The 17,618-nt window shown below is 50.6% G+C and carries 18 protein-coding genes; 6 read left to right on the top strand and 12 right to left on the bottom strand.

Annotated elements, in window-relative coordinates; all coding sequences use genetic code 11:
• Nucleotides 1–15: 15 nt before the first annotated feature.
• Both KJS65_RS16540 and KJS65_RS16535 read left to right on the top strand, forming a co-directional pair.
• Entirely contained in the window at nucleotides 16–1,350 is a 1,335-nt protein-coding gene (locus KJS65_RS16540; protein ID WP_213651001.1) for an aspartate aminotransferase family protein, read from the top strand.
• Between the two features lie 6 nt (nucleotides 1,351–1,356).
• Nucleotides 1,357–2,238: a UbiA-like polyprenyltransferase gene (locus KJS65_RS16535; protein WP_213651000.1), complete on the top strand. Its 882-nt coding sequence runs from the start codon at nucleotides 1,357–1,359 to the stop codon at nucleotides 2,236–2,238.
• A 109-nt stretch (nucleotides 2,239–2,347) separates the two neighbouring features.
• On the opposite strand, the gene KJS65_RS16530 is transcribed toward KJS65_RS16535, so the two are convergent.
• The 11 genes from KJS65_RS16530 to KJS65_RS16480 all read right to left on the bottom strand — a co-directional run bounded on the left by KJS65_RS16530 (nucleotide 2,348) and on the right by KJS65_RS16480 (nucleotide 13,333).
• Entirely contained in the window at nucleotides 2,348–3,334 is a 987-nt protein-coding gene (locus KJS65_RS16530; RefSeq protein ID WP_213650999.1) for a polyprenyl synthetase family protein, read from the bottom strand.
• 64 nt (nucleotides 3,335–3,398) lie between these two features.
• Nucleotides 3,399–3,842: a hypothetical protein gene (locus KJS65_RS16525; protein ID WP_213650998.1), complete on the bottom strand. Its 444-nt coding sequence runs from the start codon at nucleotides 3,840–3,842 to the stop codon at nucleotides 3,399–3,401.
• 107 nt (nucleotides 3,843–3,949) lie between these two features.
• The gene (locus KJS65_RS16520) at nucleotides 3,950–5,827 is read right to left on the bottom strand and encodes an FAD-dependent oxidoreductase (RefSeq protein ID WP_213650997.1); all 1,878 of its coding nucleotides are present in this window, start codon (nucleotides 5,825–5,827) and stop codon (nucleotides 3,950–3,952) included.
• A 71-nt stretch (nucleotides 5,828–5,898) separates the two neighbouring features.
• Entirely contained in the window at nucleotides 5,899–6,792 is an 894-nt protein-coding gene (locus KJS65_RS16515; RefSeq protein WP_213650996.1) for an FMN-binding protein, read from the bottom strand.
• 329 nt (nucleotides 6,793–7,121) lie between these two features.
• Nucleotides 7,122–8,261 carry an ABC transporter permease gene (locus KJS65_RS16510; protein WP_213650995.1) on the bottom strand — a complete coding sequence of 380 codons (1,140 nt, stop codon included), beginning with the start codon at nucleotides 8,259–8,261 and terminating at the stop codon, nucleotides 7,122–7,124.
• A 39-nt stretch (nucleotides 8,262–8,300) separates the two neighbouring features.
• On the bottom strand, nucleotides 8,301–9,212 hold the full coding sequence (locus KJS65_RS16505; protein WP_213651361.1) for an ABC transporter ATP-binding protein: 912 nt from the start codon (nucleotides 9,210–9,212) through the stop codon (nucleotides 8,301–8,303).
• 75 nt (nucleotides 9,213–9,287) lie between these two features.
• Nucleotides 9,288–10,064 carry an ABC transporter permease subunit gene (locus KJS65_RS16500; protein WP_213650994.1) on the bottom strand — a complete coding sequence of 259 codons (777 nt, stop codon included), beginning with the start codon at nucleotides 10,062–10,064 and terminating at the stop codon, nucleotides 9,288–9,290.
• Nucleotides 10,064–10,777, bottom strand: a complete 714-nt coding sequence (locus KJS65_RS16495; RefSeq protein ID WP_213650993.1) for an ABC transporter ATP-binding protein — start codon at nucleotides 10,775–10,777, stop codon at nucleotides 10,064–10,066. The genes KJS65_RS16500 and KJS65_RS16495 overlap by 1 nt, the downstream gene beginning before the upstream one ends.
• Nucleotides 10,774–11,181, bottom strand: coding sequence for a GntR family transcriptional regulator (locus KJS65_RS16490; protein ID WP_213650992.1), 408 nt, complete (start codon nucleotides 11,179–11,181; stop codon nucleotides 10,774–10,776). Before KJS65_RS16490 ends, KJS65_RS16495 begins: the two co-directional genes overlap by 4 nt.
• A gap of 224 nt (nucleotides 11,182–11,405) precedes the next feature.
• Nucleotides 11,406–12,755: an MATE family efflux transporter gene (locus KJS65_RS16485; protein WP_213650991.1), complete on the bottom strand. Its 1,350-nt coding sequence runs from the start codon at nucleotides 12,753–12,755 to the stop codon at nucleotides 11,406–11,408.
• A gap of 56 nt (nucleotides 12,756–12,811) precedes the next feature.
• Nucleotides 12,812–13,333 (bottom strand): TetR family transcriptional regulator C-terminal domain-containing protein, encoded by a 522-nt coding sequence (locus KJS65_RS16480; protein WP_213650990.1) that lies wholly within the window; start codon nucleotides 13,331–13,333, stop codon nucleotides 12,812–12,814.
• 92 nt (nucleotides 13,334–13,425) lie between these two features.
• On the opposite strand from KJS65_RS16480, the gene KJS65_RS16475 reads away from it, so the two are divergent.
• The 4 genes from KJS65_RS16475 (at nucleotide 13,426) to KJS65_RS16460 (ending at nucleotide 16,388) form a co-directional block, all read left to right on the top strand.
• Entirely contained in the window at nucleotides 13,426–13,629 is a 204-nt protein-coding gene (locus KJS65_RS16475) for a CsbD family protein (RefSeq protein WP_213650989.1), read from the top strand.
• 149 nt (nucleotides 13,630–13,778) lie between these two features.
• A complete protein-coding gene (locus tag KJS65_RS16470) occupies nucleotides 13,779–15,194 on the top strand; it encodes an ATP-binding protein (RefSeq protein ID WP_213650988.1) in 1,416 nt (471 codons plus the stop codon).
• A 39-nt stretch (nucleotides 15,195–15,233) separates the two neighbouring features.
• Nucleotides 15,234–15,962, top strand: coding sequence for an oxidoreductase (locus KJS65_RS16465; RefSeq protein WP_374706192.1), 729 nt, complete (start codon nucleotides 15,234–15,236; stop codon nucleotides 15,960–15,962).
• 45 nt (nucleotides 15,963–16,007) lie between these two features.
• Nucleotides 16,008–16,388 carry a RidA family protein gene (locus KJS65_RS16460; RefSeq protein WP_136608037.1) on the top strand — a complete coding sequence of 127 codons (381 nt, stop codon included), beginning with the start codon at nucleotides 16,008–16,010 and terminating at the stop codon, nucleotides 16,386–16,388.
• Nucleotides 16,389–16,826: 438 nt separating this feature from the next.
• Here the strand turns inward: KJS65_RS16460 and KJS65_RS16455 are convergent, their stop codons facing one another.
• Nucleotides 16,827–17,588 (bottom strand): tryptophan-rich sensory protein, encoded by a 762-nt coding sequence (locus KJS65_RS16455; RefSeq protein WP_213650987.1) that lies wholly within the window; start codon nucleotides 17,586–17,588, stop codon nucleotides 16,827–16,829.
• Nucleotides 17,589–17,618: the final 30 nt, after the last annotated feature.

The raw sequence follows: 17,618 nt of genomic DNA, 5'->3' as shown, positions 1-17,618 counted from the left end.
GGAGGGGAATGGGCCATGTCTGAAATCTTGAAACCAATGGATACGAAAAGGATTCTGGAACTGCGCGGGGATTACTTTTATCCGTGCACGCAGCATTTTTACCGGCAGCCGCCACTCATCGTGCGCGGCGTGATGCAGTACCTGTTCGATGCCTGCGGCAAACGGTACACCGACTTTTTTGCCGGTGTCTCCGTTGTGGCCTGCGGACACTGCAATCCCGTGATCGCCGAGGCAACGGCTGCGCAGCTCAAGCGATTGCAGCATACATCAACGATCTATCTGACGGAGCCGAATGCAATGCTTGCACAGCGTTTGACAGAAGTACTGCCAGAGGGCTTGAAAAGGACGTTTTTTGTAAACAGCGGTACGGAAGCGAATGAAGGGGCGCTGCTGCTGGCACGGAGATATACCGGTCGCAGAGATTTTATTGCACTGGAGCACAGCCTTCACGGACGCAGCCATCTGACGATGGAGGTGACGGGGCTTGCGATGTGGCGTTCAGATCCGTTTCTGGAAGGAAGCACTGCCTTCATCCCGCGTCCTTTTCAGCCGGGGCTTACGGAGGGAGAAGCAGCGATGCGGTCTCTGGAAGCACTGGATCAGGTGCTGGAGCAGCGCGGGGGCAACATTGCGGCCATGATCGTGGAGCCTATCCAGGGAAACGGGGGCATCATCATCCCGCCTGCAGAGTATTTCCACGAGGTCAAGAAACGGTTGGACCGCTTCGGCATTCTGCTTATCGCCGATGAGATCCAGACCGGCTTCGGCCGGACCGGGCAAATGTTCGCCATGGAGCATTTTGGCGTAGCTCCGGACATCATGACGATGGCCAAAGCGCTGGGTAACGGCGTTCCGGTTGCGGCATTTTCCACAACCGATGCAATCGCAGCTTCAATGAACCAGCCGTCGGCCTCCACCTTCGGAGGCAATCCGGTGGCGGCTGTTACCGCTCTTGCCGTCCTTGATTATATCCGGGATGCCGGACTGGTCAGCCGCTCGAAGCTGCTGGGCGAGACGCTCCATGCCGGCTTGAAGCAGATGCAGGAGCGCTATGATACGCTGGTTGCCGATGTCCGGGGCAGTGGGCTTATGATTGGGGCCGAGCTGTCCGGCGGTTCGCCGGAAGAGAGCGCGCGGCTGGTTGACCGGGTGCTCGAGGACATGAAGGAGCGCGGCTTCATCATCGGAAAAAATGGCATTCACCGCAATGTGCTGGCATTCCAGCCGCCTTTGGTCATTACAGGCGAGGACATCCGCCTCATGCTGGATGCACTGGATCAGGTTCTGACGACGATCCGTCAAGAGGCGGATCATTCGGAGCCACACTTGGTATATGGGAAAAGGGAGTGAGAAGATATGCAGGCTGCAGGTGTTCATAAGATGCTGCATAAGACTAGGCAGTTCAGCGAGCTGGTTATGTTCTCGCATACATTATTCTCACTGCCTTTCGCCATGATATCCATGATATGGGCTGCCGGAGGCTGGCCGTCCGCGCATGTCATGCTGTGGGGACTGATCGCCCTGATCGGTGCGCGCAACGGGGCGAATGCCTTTAATCGACTTGCCGACCGGCGTTTTGATGCCGCCAATCCCCGGACGGCACATCGCCATTTGCCCCGGCACCTGCTAGGAACCCGGGAGGTGGCCGTATTTGTAGCGGTCAATTACCTGATTTTTATTATTGCGGCTTCGATGCTCAACCCGCTTTGTATGGCGCTCTCACCGGTGGCAATTGTATTGATTACAACCTATTCCTATACAAAGCGTTTTACATGGCTGAGTCATCTCTATCTTGGCTTTGTCATTGCATCTGCGCCCATCGGTGCCTGGTTTGCCGTAACCGGCTCTTTTGCCTTCACGCCTTTCGTATTGGGGACGGTCGTTATGCTGTGGATTGCCGGCTTCGATGTCATTTATGGTACCCAGGATATTGAGTTCGACCGTTCCAACGGCCTCTGGTCCATGCCCAGCTTCTTTGGTCTGAAAAATGCACTCCTGATGTCCAAAGGAATGCATCTGCTGATGATGCTGCTGCTCATTCTGCTGTACTTTACGCAGCAGCTCGGCTGGCTTTATTTGATCGGACTCTTCATTGCCATCGTGCTGCTAATGACGGAGCATGGGATCATTCGTCCGGGCAATACACGCATGATGAAAATAGCTTCCTACCATTTGAATCAGATCATCAGCATGGTGATCCTGTTCTTCACGCTCATGGACTTCTTCTTCATCAAGTAATTTCACAATTGCCATAATAATCATAGCCGTCGCGTAAAACGCGACATATCAAAAAGGGCCGTCCCCAAAAGCATCTGCTTGGGAACCGCCCTTTTTTCATATCTGAACACTATGCTGTTTTCCCTCCGAAATAGCGCTGCAGCACTTCAAGCTGTTCATAAGCCGGATGACCTCGAAGCGGCTCTGCGGCTTCCTTTGCTTCTTGAAGGTAGTGTCTGCGCATCTGCTCGGACTGTGCGAGCGCGTCTCCGGAACGGATACCCTGCAGAACATACTCAATTTGTTCTTCTGAGGAATCGGCTTGAATGGCACGGATATGAGGAGCCAGGACCGGGTCAGTCAGCGCATACAAGACAGGGAGTGTCACCTGACCCCGTCTAAGATCACTGCCTGCCGGCTTGCCGAGAGACTCTGCAGTTGCCGTAAAATCCAGAATGTCATCCTCAATCTGAAAAGCCATGCCCAAGGATTCGCCGAAGCGGTAGAGTCTGCCTGCCGTTTCAGGCTGCACGTCTGCGGACAACGCACCTACACGTAGACATGTCGCCATGAGCTGGGCTGTTTTGCACCGTGTTTTTTCAAGATACTGTGCAAGGCTCAGGTCATAGTCATAGGCATGCTCAAGCTGAGCATATTCTCCGATGCAAAGCTGGGCCGTTGCCAGGGAGGAAAGGTCATGGACAAAGCGGTCATGATCCGAGGTGAAGACAGCAAGCAGCTCGACGACCCTTGCTGACATATAATTTCCGATATGAACAGCTTCCGCCACGCCGGTCTGCGTATGCAGGGAGGGGGCGCCGCGCCGCAGGTCTGAACGGTCGATAATATCATCATGAATCAGTGAGGCGGCATGAATGAACTCCGCAGCAGCGGCAAGCTGGAGCTGGCGGCGTCCGGGCACTGCGCTGCCGAAACGACTGCCGGCAATGACGAGCATAGGGCGAAGTCTTTTGCCGCCGGAGCGGATCAGCTGCAGCACGCTGCGGGCAAGCACGGAGGTGCGGGGAACATCCTTATCGTATTGGATGATATTCTCAATTTCACGATTAATCCGCTTAATATCGATCTGAAGGGCTTCATGCAGGGACGGCTTCATCTCTCATTCCTCCAAGTTTGGATATCACTGTCTTTTCTTCGGTTTCCGGGCTTTTGATGAGGTACTAGATGGCCCGGTTTTTACGCGCCGCAGCCTGTTCAGCCTGCAAATAAGCCTGCAGCGTGAATGTCAGCGGCTCAGATTCGTCCTTACCCAGCGCCTGACGGATGTAATATTTTTTAAGCTGCGGAGCGAGGTAACGCACCAGCTCCATCTCTTCAAATTGCATGGCAAGCTGAATATACAGGCTCTGAAAATAATCGCCGTCCAGTATTTTCCGTGTGAGGCAGGTACTCGTGAAGCATACGTTGGCATGCCGCTTTCGGGCCAGCTTCAGCAGGACAAACAAGGCTAGAAGCTTGACGCTGCGGGAATCAGGTATTCTGTAATGCTCAAGTATGGAAGCGGCCTCCATCAGTTCTGACGGGTTCGGATCCAGTACGGCCATAACTTCCGGAGCACACGAGGAGTTTAACAGCTGCAGGGTATTTTCTATAAGTTCAGTCATCTATAAAGCACCCCCTAGTCCAATCATTCTGAAAGAGATACTTAAATGAAGATGGAGCAACGTGCGCACTCTGCACATTACTCCATCCCTGGCGATTTCGTTTTTCGTTAATCCGTGTACAGATACCATCTCCGCACGATCGGAATTCGTTTCCAATGTTTTTTCAGCCAAGGTAGAACGTAGTAGTCCAGTCCGAATACGCTGCCAGACCCGCCAATTAATGCGACTCCCGCTGCGAGGTACCAGAGCATTTCATAAGGAGCCATGCCCGAACTCCAGATCATGATGCCCATGGCGATCGTAGCGGCCGAAGAGAGGGCAGTGAACAATCCGACGATGAGCAGAATGCCGAATGTGATCTCTGCAAGCACCATACCCGTTTGGAACACCTTGGCGAGCACCGTATAATCACCGTTCGATTGATAGAAGAAGAGATCCATAAATCCGTTCATGATGCTAGTAATGAAATGCGGCACAGGCAGTGCCTCTACAGCATCTTTAGCATTGGTGACGGCCGATGCTGCCGATTGGGCATCCACGGTTTTGGCTACCGCATCCACGGCTTGGCTGGCTGCTGAAGTTGCATCCGCAGCATGCGGAGACGGAGGGATCAGGAAGATACGCGATGGATTATCAATGATCTTCCACAGCTTCTCCAGGCCTTCCGAAAGCCACATGTATCCAACGTAAATCCGCAGGGGCAGCAGCCAGAAGTTCGGCGAGCGTTTGGAAAAATGTCCGCCTACGAAGCTGCGCCGGTTGTGCACATGGAAAAATTCATGCATCATATAAGACCATACTTTATTGAAGCCTGCTACCGTGAACAGATAGAACATATTGATAAAATGCTTGGCGAAAAGCGCCATGAAGCCGCTCATCATGAACATGCGGTTTGGCAGACCGACGTTGGCCACGCCGTAATGGCTGCCGATGCAGACCATCGTACCGTGGAAGCCTGGCTTGTAAGATTTTTTCGGCTGGTTGGTTACATCGGCATGGATGTTATGGGCAATGACCGGAGCAGCTTGCTCGGCATTTTCAACCATCTGTGGAACGGGCCGCTCCTCACCCTCTGGAATATAGAAAATATTATCGCCAACCACATACACGTTTTCATGATCCACGCTCTGCAGCTTGTCATTCGTCACAATCCGTTTGCGGCCCTGCTGCTGCACATCGAGCGTGCCCACCAGATCCGAACCTTCGACCCCAGCCGTCCAAACAATGGTTTGAGCCGGGAGGCGTTCATCGCCCATAATGACGGCCTGAGAATCCACGCGGGTGATTTTGGCGCTCGTAATGACCTCAACACCCATTCGAGCGAGACGTTTCTCCGATTTGGCAATCAGCTTGCCGGGGAGAATCGGCAGAATTTTCGGGGCCATATCCGCGACGACAAGGCGGACCTCTTGGGGATCGATAAAGAACTCCTTGCACAGCTCATCACGGAATTCGGCCATCTCGCCAACCAGCTCCACGCCGGTAAAGCCTGCACCCACTACAACAAAGGACAGCTTGCTCTTCCGGATCGCTGGATCGATTTCTTTGGCAGCCTCACCGAACATCTCCCTGATCTGCTCTTTAAGCCGTATCGCATCCTCATAGGACCAGAGGGTAAAGCTGTTTTCCTCGGCACCGGGAATACCGAAAAAGGTAGGTTTGCAGCCGGTGCCGATGACCAGATAATCGTATTTATACTTGGTTTTACGGGATTCAAGCGTTTTGGATGTGAAATCAATATGGCGGACCTCATCCAGCACAACCTGCACCTTTTGACCTTCGAATATCTTTTTTAATTCAATCTTGACCGCATCCTCAGGTGTACGGTTGGCCGCTACCTCGTGAAGCTCAGTCAGCAGGGTATGGTAGGGATTACGGTCAATCAGTGTAATCTCCACGTCGCTGTTTTTCTTGAACTTTTTCGCCAGTTTCTTGGCTGTAAGGACACCGCCGTAACCGCCGCCTAGCAAAACGATTCTTTTCATAGAATGCTCACCTCGTTTGACTCAATTCGTGACTTGATCTTGCTTTGCTTTTCCGGTGGTCTGCTTGATGATTATTTTGCTTCTTCAAGCGCTTTTTGGGACAGGGTCACATAGTCCTTGATGTGAATGCTGACGCCGGAAATGGCATCGGTGGTTCCGTCATCCTTGAGCGTAATGGCAGCCGGATCCTGCTTTTCGATCAGATATTCCTGTGCCTTGATTGCTTCTTCATGCCATTCAGCCTGTGCTCCACCGGCTTTCATGCCGTATTTCCCTTCCTTGGATACCGTCTGCTTATCTTCACCCTTGGCATTCACGCCGCTGAAGTAGGCATAGATGACTTTGCCATTGGCCACTGTGATATCAACGGTTGGCTTCCAGCCGCTCTCCTTGTCGAAAGCATCTCCATCGGCATGATATGAGCCGTCTTTGTAAGTACCTGAGGCTGCAGGTCCATTCGAAATCGCTTGTTCAGCTAGTGTGGTGAAATCTTTCACATGTATAGACACGCCTGAAATCGCATCTGTTTTTCCGTCATCCTTAACCGCAATGGCAGCCGGATCCTGCTTCTCAATCAGAAATTTCTCCGCTTTCTCGGCCTGTTCATACCACTCTGAGGACCCGCCGCCAGCTTTCATGCCGTACTTGCCTGCTTTATCCAGCGTCTTTTTGTCGGGCCCGCCTTTGGCGCTCACGTAGTTCCAATCTGCCTGTGCGATTTTGCCGCCTTCGACAGAGAGGACGACATAAGGCTGCCAGCCGCTTTTTTCGTCCATGCTGCCTTCGGCAAAGTACGTGCCGTCCTTGTAGCTTCCGCTGTCAGATTGAGTTCCTGTTGTCTCTTTCGTGTCTGTGGCCGCAGGGGCTGGATCGGCAGCCGGTTTAGTATCCTTGTCACTGCCGCAGCCCGCGAGGAGACCCGCCATCAGGGCGCCTGATAATAAAATGGACCATTTCTTGTTCATGTCTATTGACCTCCAATATTCGATTGATGATATCTATAATAAAATATTAAAACCGTGATCAAGACGCCCTTATACGCAGAATAACGATGGGCTAAAATCGTGGTAATTAAGCATGTTGATATTCCAAATTCTCTTGTCGATCGCATTGTAGCATAGGAACTCAAACCAATTATGTGAAAATAATCACGAATATATAAAGTATTATTCTTTCTTGGGAATGCTCCTAATATATGCAGTTAACAGCGGGGGTGTGAACAGAAAAATAACCTGAAGCGGATCACACTCTCGTGTCCGTTTCAGGTTATTGATGTCCATTATTATGAGCTTATCTAGTTGGCTGCCGAGCGTAAAAATCCAGGGAGTCTGATCAGGGCAATGGTAAGTCCGGCGAGACCGAAAGTCAGAAGAATCAGCGCCGAGCCCCAGATGTCACTCAGATGCGCACCATGCGCGATGATATCCTGCAAGGAATGCTGTGCCCAGAACTGCGGCAGGAAATGTCCGACCGTCTGTACCGCCTGCGGCAGGAGATAGGAAGGAACCCATAAGCCACCAAGCATAGCACCCCCCATGGAGATAATCTGTGTGATGACCATCGCTGCCCCTTCGCCAGGAACAAGAAAGGAGAGACCGAGGCCGATTCCGGTACCGGCAATGCTGAGGCAGAGCACGACCGCCGACAATGCGGCGATATCACCAAGCCTCAATCCATAGACCAAATGTCCGAAGGCAAACAGGATCATACACTGGGCAATGACGGTCAGCACGAAAGGAAACCACATGCCGATCAGATATTGAAGCGGCTTGATACGGGTGGTGCGGATACGTGACAGCAGTCCGGTTTTCTTTTCCTCGAAAAAGCGGCGGGCCATCGTTATCATAATGAAGAATACGAACATGACGGTCATTCCCGGGACGACCTGGTCGATCATATTAAAGTGGTCTGCGGACGCAGATACATTTTCGATATGAATCGGTGACGCGAGGGCGGCTTCCGCCTGGGACTTGGACTCGCCATTGGCCATCAGCATGGTCGTCAGCTTCTGCTCGCGGTATTGGGAGGAGATGCTGCCAAGTATCGCCTGAATGGGGGCTGTCTCTGTTTGGGAGGCGGGATCCTGGTAAAGCTTGATATTCGCGGCTTGGCCTTCCTTCATGGACTTTTCAAAGCCGCTTGGGATCACCAGCATTGAGGAGAACTGTCCCTGTTTGATTTTATCGAGCTGTTCATTCAGGTTATCTACAGGGAGCTGCTTCACATCCATAATATTTTGCATTTGTCCGATCAATGCCTTGGATGCAGCGGATTGATCCTGATCAATCGTACGCAGCGTGATGGCGCTGCCGTCTGTCTGATTGAATACGGACCCAAACATCACGATGAAAATAATAGGCATTAAGAGGAGGAAAATGAAGCTGCGACGGTCTTTGCCGATGAGCCGCAGCTCCTTGATAATCATAGCCTTCATGTTCCGAATCTCCTTTATCGATCATTATATTGGGTTTATTTAATCGCGTAGTGCCGTTCCAGTCACCTTCAAAAACACGCTTTCGAGTGATGGACGGACGACTTCGAGCTGCTTCACGTCCCACGCATGCTGTGAAGCCTGGTGCAGAAGACGCTGCATGACAGCTGCAGATCTTTCCGTTTCCAGCAGCCAACCGGAGCCTTCCTTACGGAAGGAGGTTACATCGGGATCTTGCGGAAGCTCGGTTAATCCAGGTACCTCCAGGTAAATGGAATTCTGGCCGTACTGCTCGAGCAGATCCCCCAGCGGTCCCATGGCCTTAATCGATCCCTGATCCATAATGGCGACTTCATCGCAAAGAGCTTCGACTTCCTCCATATAGTGTGTGGAGTAAATGATGGTTACCCCTTCGCGGTTCAGTTCCCTGATCAACTCGAAAATATGATTGCGGGATTGGGGATCAATTCCCACCGTGGGTTCATCCAAAATGAGCAGCTTAGGCCGATGGAGCAGGGCGGCTGCGATGTTGATTCTTCTTTTCATGCCGCCGGAAAAGGTGCCGACAATATCCTTGGAACGCTCCAGAAGTCCTGTTCTTGTCAGCACGTCATGAATCCGCTGCTTGAGCTCTTTGCCGCTGACGCCATATGCTTCTCCAAAAAATTCAAGGTTATCATAGGCACTGAGCTTCTCATACAGCGTAATATCCTGCGGGACATAACCGATAAATTTGGACACAGCATCAGGTTCACGGGTTACGTCTTTTCCGAAAAGTTTGGCCGAGCCGCTGTCGGCCTTCACGATACCGGTCAGTATTTTCATGGTCGTCGATTTCCCTGCGCCATTCGGTCCAAGAAACCCAAACGAGGTTCCCGGCTTAAGAGAGAAGGTGACGTTCTCAAGTGCCTGTTTTTTGGCGTAGGTTTTCTTAAGCTCATTCACTTCGAGCATATAAGCGTTGTTAGGCGCAGCATGTGTATAGGTATCCTGTGGGTTGATCATTACTTGAGCCATCATTTTGCCCTCCTATAAATCCAATTTCTTTTCTAGCAGGTATGCCGTAAAACGAAGTGCGACATAGGTGAGGATCCAGCTCGCTCCCATGATGAGAGGCATCTCCCATGAGTAAGGGAACCATTCGGCTTTAAAATGAATTGTTTCCTGCTGAATCATATTTTCTGGAATAACCACGTCTGGCAGCTGGAAAATCAGGCTTAAACCCGACATAAACACGATCCACACCACCGGAGAAATAGGGCGAAGTGTGCTGTATTGGATGATGGACGTCAGGATACCAAGCGAGATAATGAGCGGGCTGAAGCCTGCGACAAGCGTGAGCCAATCGATCCCGGTGATCATAAAGGAGCCAACGGTTGCAAGCGAGTAATGGGGAAGCACCAGCGAAAGAATCAGGACGTAGGCCGACAAGACGACAAATACGATCACAATTCCTGCTAAGAGCTTCAGCCAGATGCCCAGCCATTTGGCCATGACCAGCTTGGTCCGCGGATATGGCAGGGTCAGCCACCAGCCGTAAGTGTCATTTTCCCATTCGCGTTTGACGCATCCGTAACCCCAGAAGAAGACCATATAAGGGAAGCCCATGGTAACATACCAGATTGAGTTCACCTGCAGCGTGTTATTCACGGCAAAATAAGTCGCTGTAACGATGAGCGCGATGAAAATAATCATACAATAGGCAAGCCACCAGCTTTTGGAGACGCGTGAGCGGTTTTGCTTTTTCCAGCTTCCCTTGCCTTTTAATTCATGCCGGACCAAATTCCGGAAAACAGCCGAATCCATCACCTGTTCCACTCCTTCATGTACATTTTGCGGAAAACATCCCGCAGAGAGCCGTATTCTGCTCTTAAATCCTCCGTATTGCCGGACCAGATCGCGCGTCCGTCCTTCATCATCACCGTATAGTCGAACAGGCCTTCAACCTCCTGAATATCATGGGTGCTGATCAAGACGGATTGCTGACTATCTTCCAGATAATCAATGAGACTGGCTACGATAGCTTCTCTGGAGATGACATCGATGCCGGTAAAGGGCTCATCAAGCACAATCACCTGTACATCGCGGGCGAGACAAAGGATGAGCATGATCCGGGCTTCCTGTCCGCGGCTCATGCCGCCAATCTTCATGTCCAGGTCGATATCCATGTAATTCATAAGCTGAATGGCTCTTTCCATGGAAAAGCCGGGAAGGAAGGAGTTTCCCCATTCGAGCGCCTGCCTGGCGTTATGATTCGGATACCAGCGTGCGCGGTCGGGAAGATAGGCAATGTTCTGGTTGGTTTGCCAGCCAGGAGTTTTGCCCAGCACTTCGATCCGGCCGGCATCCGGTCTGACCATCCCAGTCAGCGTACGGAATAATGTTGACTTGCCGCAGCCGTTCGGGCCAAGAATTCCCGTAATCCGCCCTGAGGGAATGGCAATTTCCAACTGGTCCAGTGCTTTTTTCTTGCCATAGCTTTTGGTTACCTGATGGCATTCAACAATGTTTGGTGTCATAAACCGTTTCCCCCCAGCGACGTATCCTTTTTCTGATGAATGTATTTCTCAATGTCTTCCCATGCAAATCCGAGACTTTCCATCTGTTCCATGAAGCTGTCAATGTACCGGGCAGCAAGAGCCGTCCGAAAGGAGGCCACATGCTCCGGGGATGAGGTTACGTAGGTTCCCTGTCCGCGGCGTTTTTCCGTCAAGCCGTCCCGTTCCAGCTCCTGATAGGCGCGCATGACGGTGTTCGGATTCATCCGCAGCTCCTGCGCCAATTCTCTTACCGATGGCATCTTATCTCCCAAGGCGATCTCTCCTTTTGCAATTGCGCTTCTGGCCTGATCCAGTATTTGCTCATATAAAGGTTGACTGAAGTCTATTTGAAAATGTAGAGAGCCAACCTGTTGTTCTTCCATAAACGCTCCTCCTATCGTACAAAGGTACGACCAGTGATCTAAGTGTATTATATCACTTAATACACCTAATACAATAGGCAAATGGAAAGAACACCGAAAATTTATAAAAAAGAGCCCGCTGCCTTCTCCCAGAAGGGGAAAAGGTCAGCGGGCTTAATGAATATGGAATAAGTGCTTGTGTTAAAACGAGATGACTTTGAACGCAGTTACGAGAGCCTTGGCAATTACTGGAGCGCAGGCAGGGAATGACTTTTTCTTTTGACATAAATAAAGATACAAGCCGCAACGACGCATTCGGATAGCGGGATGGACAGCCAAATCCCGTTGGTCCCGAAGATATGGGGCAGGATCAGCAGGGAAATTACCATCAAAATAATTTCCCTCGACAGGGTAATCCAGACGGCGACCTTCACTTGCTCCGAGGCCTGGAAGTAAGTCATCATTACGAAATTGATACCCATGAACATATAGGCCATGAAGAACAACCGGATGCCATTGACGGCAAGAGATCGGACTTCTTCCGAAAAATCGCCGAACAGCGACACAATTCCGTTGGCTGCAGCCAGGCCGAAGAGAAAGACAATAATTCCTGAGATAAAGGCTGTTGCTACGGCAATCCGGATCGTCTTCACTTCGCGAATACGGAGTTTGGCACCGCGGTAATAACTGATGAGCGGCTGTATAGCCGAGCCCATCCCCAGAAACAGCATAAGCATGACGTTGTGAGCGTAGTTCAGTACTGAAAACGCGGCAACACCTGCGGTTCCGGCCCAGCGGACCATAGCGACATTATAGCCGATGGTGAATACCGATAAGCCGACCTCGGAGATGAAGCTTGGAAAGCCGATCGTCAGTGTGCGGACAGCCAGCTTCCAAGAGAAGTAAGGCTTCACGAATGCAAGGGAGCGGTCCTTGCGCAGGAAATGGCCGAACAGTACAATCGTACCGACGAGCGTTGCAGCAACGGTGGCCAGGGCAGATCCCTTCACACTCATATCAAGCACATACAAGAAGAAATAGTTCAGAATGATATTCAGCACGGCCGATACGACCATGGAAATCATGGACAGGTTCGGATTGCCGTCATTGCGGACAAACAGGCTGAACGCATTTTGAATGGTGATGATAAATCCATAAGTCAGCAGTACGGTCATGTACTCCATGGCAAAGGGCAGCGTATCCTGGTTCGCCCCGAGCGCATAGGCCAGGGGAACGCGAAAAAGGTAGGCGATCACGGCGACAAGGATAGTCAGGATGAAGATCAGGATCAGCGAATGGGTGAAAATTTGCTGCGCCTGCTTGATCTTCTTGGCGCCTTTGGACTGCGAATAAAGAGTTGCGCCGCCGATGCCGAGCCATAATGACATCGCAAAAAATACGGAAAATACCGGAGATGCAATATTAATGCCTGCGAGCGCAAGGGCGCCGAGGCGGTGTCCTACGAAGATGCCGTCCGCGACAACGTTGATTGACATCATCAACATGCCAACCAGCGATGGAATTAAGTAGCGTATGAAAACTTTGCCCACGGAGTCGGTCTCCATTGAAGGCAGTATTGCTTTTTCTTGACTCATGTTGTCCTCCATAACCCCGAAGGGACGTTAAGCGTATTAACGATTTATAATATTAATCAGTTTGCTGCCGGCTTATCCGCTGCAGGGGGTTCAGTCAGGCCGGTAATGCCATATAAAAATACATTCATCGCCTTCAGGTAAAGCTCACGTGCCTCCTGAAAAGCGAGCTTATTGGAAGAAAACTCAATTCCAGCCAGCATGCCTTCGAGGATCATGCTCAATAGACGCGCATCATCCGGCTTGAACTCACCCTTTTGCATGCCCTCCTCCAGCAGCTCCTCATAGTTGCGGAGATACATTTGCATCATCTCTTCAATTTTGTCCTGATTTGGCGAGGTAATGAGCTCGGTGGCATAAAATTCATTGCTGGCTTTGGTTAGGGGGTGGTGAAAGCCATCCATTACAAAATGCTCTACCAGCGCGATCATCTGCTCCTTCACCGTGTGGAACCGCGCTTTTTTGGCTTGGAATTGTTCGGCCCAATCCCGTGTCCATTCCTCCAGCAGATACAGGAACAGGCCTTCTTTATTTTTAAAATGATAATAGATGTTCCCCTTGCTGATCTGCGTGGCCGTCACGATATCCTCAATTACGGGTAATTAAATCATACAGAGGCGGTACTACTTGAGCCGCTTCACTGACACCAACCAAACGTAAGGAGCTGATCATAATGGATAGCAACGTATTCAAAGGGAAATGGAAGCAGTTGAAGGGCGAAGCGAAAAAACAATGGGGCGAGCTTACGGATGATGATCTGGACCAGATCGATGGTGAAAAGGATAAGCTTGTCGGCAAACTGCAGGAACGCTATGGTCATACCAAGGATGATGCCGAAAAGGAATATCATCATTGGTCCCGTTCACATATGGATTAATCTTCTATTGACGCTATAGCTTAACTCCTAACCCACCTGAAGTTTCAGGTGGGCTTTTTGCATTTTTTTGTATGGAAGGCCTGCTTAACTGGCATCATCGTGATATGATAGAAAGTAATGTCCAATGCAAAATATTCAGGAGTGAGTCCATGGAGTTTTCCAAAATATTTCTCGGTAATACCGCTTTGCTCGTTACGGTTGCCTATTTGGCAAATTTGATATATAAATATGCGCTCAGCAGGACCTCTTCATCCATAAAATATATCAGCTCGGTGCTGCTCATTATTTTCTGCGGCTGGCTTAGTATGTTCTTCGGATACAACGTGAGCGAAAATGTCATTTTCGATCTGCGTATCATTCCTTTGATCATTGCAACGATTGCCTATTCGGAACCGCCAACGCTGGTAATTATCGGTGCCAGTATCGGGCTGTCGCGCCTGTTCTTCGGAGTGAATGAAGCCGCGATAGCAGGCTGTCTGAACCTTTGTATTTTGGGCGTGGCCGCTGCTGTGCTTCATGTATGGATGAACCGCAGAAATTTCGGATTAATGACGCAAGGGCTTATTACAATTATCGTAATCAATTTGCTGAATTGCCTGGATATTGCATTTCTTGGCGTCATTCCGCCGAATACCTATTTTATAGAAATCATGCCGATCACGCTCCCGCTTAGCTTGGTGCTTAGTCTCATTTTTTCGCTGATTTTGCGGGATTTCCAATTGGAACGAAATCGGACGGTGCAGATCAAGCACAGCAACGTGCTGCTGTCAGCACAAGCGGAAGAGCTGCATAAGGCGAAAATCGTGCTCGAGGAAAGAGCAAAGGAACTGGCTCAGTCCTCCCAGTATAAAACGGAATTTTTGGCCAATATGTCGCATGAGCTGAGGACGCCCCTTAACAGTATCATTAATTTCGCCCAGCTGATCAGCGAGGAAGACGAGGGCCATACCAAGGAAGAAATGGCGGAGTACGGGACGATTATTTTCCAATCAGGCAGGGAGCTGCTGACTATTATCAATGACATTTTGGATCTGACCAAAGTGGAAGCCGGACAACTCGAGATCGTGAAAGAGGATATGAATGTCAGTGAAATTCCCCAACTGCTGGGTATGCACTTCGAGCATGAGGCTGAGAGAGGGAATATTGCTTTTGAAATGCTTCTGGACCAGCGTCTTCCGCAAATGATGTATACCGACCCGAACCGGGTGCAGCAAATCCTGCGAAATCTCCTTTCCAACGCTTTTAAGTTTACTCATGAGGGTAAAGTGAAGCTCGACATCCGCCTTGCGCAGACGGGGAAAGAAGGTGACAGTGGGGATTGGATCGTCTTTGACGTGATCGATTCCGGCATTGGCATTCCGAAGGATAAGCAGGCGTATATTTTCGAGGCTTTCAAGCAGGCGGATGGCTCAATCAACCGCAAATATGGCGGAACCGGCCTCGGATTATCCATCAGCAGGGACTTGTCCAGGCTGCTTGGCGGGTACATAGAATTAGAGAGCGAGGAAGGAAAGGGCAGCCGATTCTCACTTCATCTGCCTCTACTTGATGCGGAATCCATTTAGGTTCGGAATGGTTGAAACAGAGCACCTTTAGCAGGTAAAATGAGGACAAACAGGTACAATGAAAGCGGGGTGAGGAAGATCGGACTTCATGCGTTAGTGCTTGGTGCCACGGGTCTTGTTGGCGGGGAAGTCGTTCAGGAGCTTCTACGCAGCGAAGCTTATGAAGAGGTAAGGGTGCTGTCGAGACGTCCGCTGGGTATCCAGCATCCGAAGCTGCTTGAAACCATCATTGACCTGGAACAGCTGGAGGAGAATGCGGAGCATTTCTTTGGGGTAAGAGACGTTTTCTGCTGCCTTGGCACCACCATCCGGAAGGCCGGATCACAGGTGAAGTTCCGCAAGGTGGACCTGGAATATCCTCTGCGTGCCGCAAAAATATCCAGGCAGCAGGGAGTGAAGCAGTTTCTTGCCGTCTCAGCAATGGGGGCGGACCCATCATCCCGTGTTTTCTATAATTGCGTCAAAGGGGAGGCCGAGCAGGTCATATCCTCTGTAGGACTCCCGGGAGTACATTTGTTTCGCCCCTCACTGCTGCTCGGAGACCGGAAGGAGTTTCGGCTCGGTGAAAAGGCAGGTGCTCTGGTCATGAAAGGTCTTGATCCGCTCATGCGGGGCAGGGCATCAAAATATCGGGCAATTCCCGCCGCGACACTTGCCCGCGCCATGGTGACCATTGCTATAACAAGCACGGCGGGAACCCATGTGTACCCGAATGATGTTATACATGTGCTCGGCACGGATACGGCGGATTCAACATACATACATTAACTCGGGATTTCTTGCGGAATCCTATATCTGAAAGGGTGAACAAAGATGAGTAAAAAAGTGATTTCAACAACATCTGCGCCAGGAGCGATTGGACCATACAGCCAGGCGGTTCAAATTGGAGATTTTATATTTACATCAGGACAGCTCGGATTGAATCCGGAAACCGGTGAATTTGGCAGCGGCGTGCAGGAGCAGGCACGGTTGGCGCTTAGCAACGTAAAGGCTATTCTTGAAGCTGCAGGCAGCAGCCTGGATCAAGTCGTGAAGACGACCGTATTCCTGAAGGACATGAACGACTTCGCAGCCGTTAACGAAATTTATGCTTCGTTCTTCTCCGAGCCCTACCCTGCCCGCAGCGCCGTAGAGGTAGCACGCCTGCCGAAGGACGGATTGGTGGAAATCGAAACGATTGCGTCTTTGAAATAATGTATCCGTGATTTCATAACACACAAAAGCGCCCCCGGATTGATCCGGCGGGCGCTGTTTATGTTGTGAGTACTAAATCATCACCGCATCAAGGTACCGGGAAGATATCAGCAGGCAAAGTGAGTGCTCAGGCGATTGATGATGGTGAGATATAGTCTATGTTGACACTTTAGGAGATTGTGGGTGTCGGCTATTGGTTTCTGAAAAGCAACATTCCGCACGCGTTAGCGGAGGGGACGAATCGATTCCGAAAAAGCGGAGCGGTCGGCTAAAGTTTTCCATAGGAAAACAGCATCGAAAGCATAAGCTTTGCCCCCTAATTTCTACGGTGGTAAAGTCAATTCAGGAAATGAGGGGGCAACAGCGATTGTAGGAACGATTCGTTCTCGGAGCGCCTCCAAAAAAATCAATCGTACCTATTTACTCCATCTAAAAAATTTAATCCCGATCCCGATTCCGCGCAAAAAACAAATAAATCGCATAAATCAGCAAAATCGCCGCCAGAATGAACGCCGCAATAAACACATTTTCCGCCGTATCCTTCTGATTGATGCCTATCGCGATATACGCCCAGACAAAAACCAACGGATAAATGCTATCCCGATACGGATAGCTGACGAGAATCGCCAACAGCGCGCCGACCAACAGCATGATGACCGCCCAGGCCGTATCGCTCAGACCAAAGCCATCCCAATCATTCTTCTTCAGCGCAACTCCAACGTTGACGATCGTAGCTACGCTGATCCAGCCGAAATACAAACTGAACGGCAGCTTCACGAGCCACATTTCGCCCGGCGTAGGATAATGAATCCGGCGCGTGCGGACATATATCATGATGAGTGATAGCAGGAGCAGCACCATGACAACGACCGACAACTCGATATAGAGATACTGCCACAGCAGGAGCCATGCAACGTTAAAAATGCAGCTCAGTACAAACCAAGGACCAATTCTTTGCACCGATTCACGGGATTCCGTTGTTCTCCGGAACTGATAAATGATAAATCCGAGCAACAGCAGATAGATCAGTCCCCAGATCATAAACGCGTAGCCCGCCGGTGTGATGAGGGTGGGGTACTTGTCCGATATCTCACCGGTGCTAAGCCCGTTCAAGACGGTTGTATTCGCAAGTGTGTTCACGATAATGACAGCGATGAAACCCAGCAGATTCCACCATTTGTACGGATTACTCCTCAGCAAAATCATCAGCCTCCCAAATGGATCATTTCA

The sequence above is a fragment of the Paenibacillus sp. J23TS9 genome (assembly GCF_018403225.1).
GTDB lineage: Bacteria > Bacillota > Bacilli > Paenibacillales > Paenibacillaceae > Paenibacillus_AQ.
This window is presented reverse-complemented; position numbering and strand designations above follow the sequence as displayed.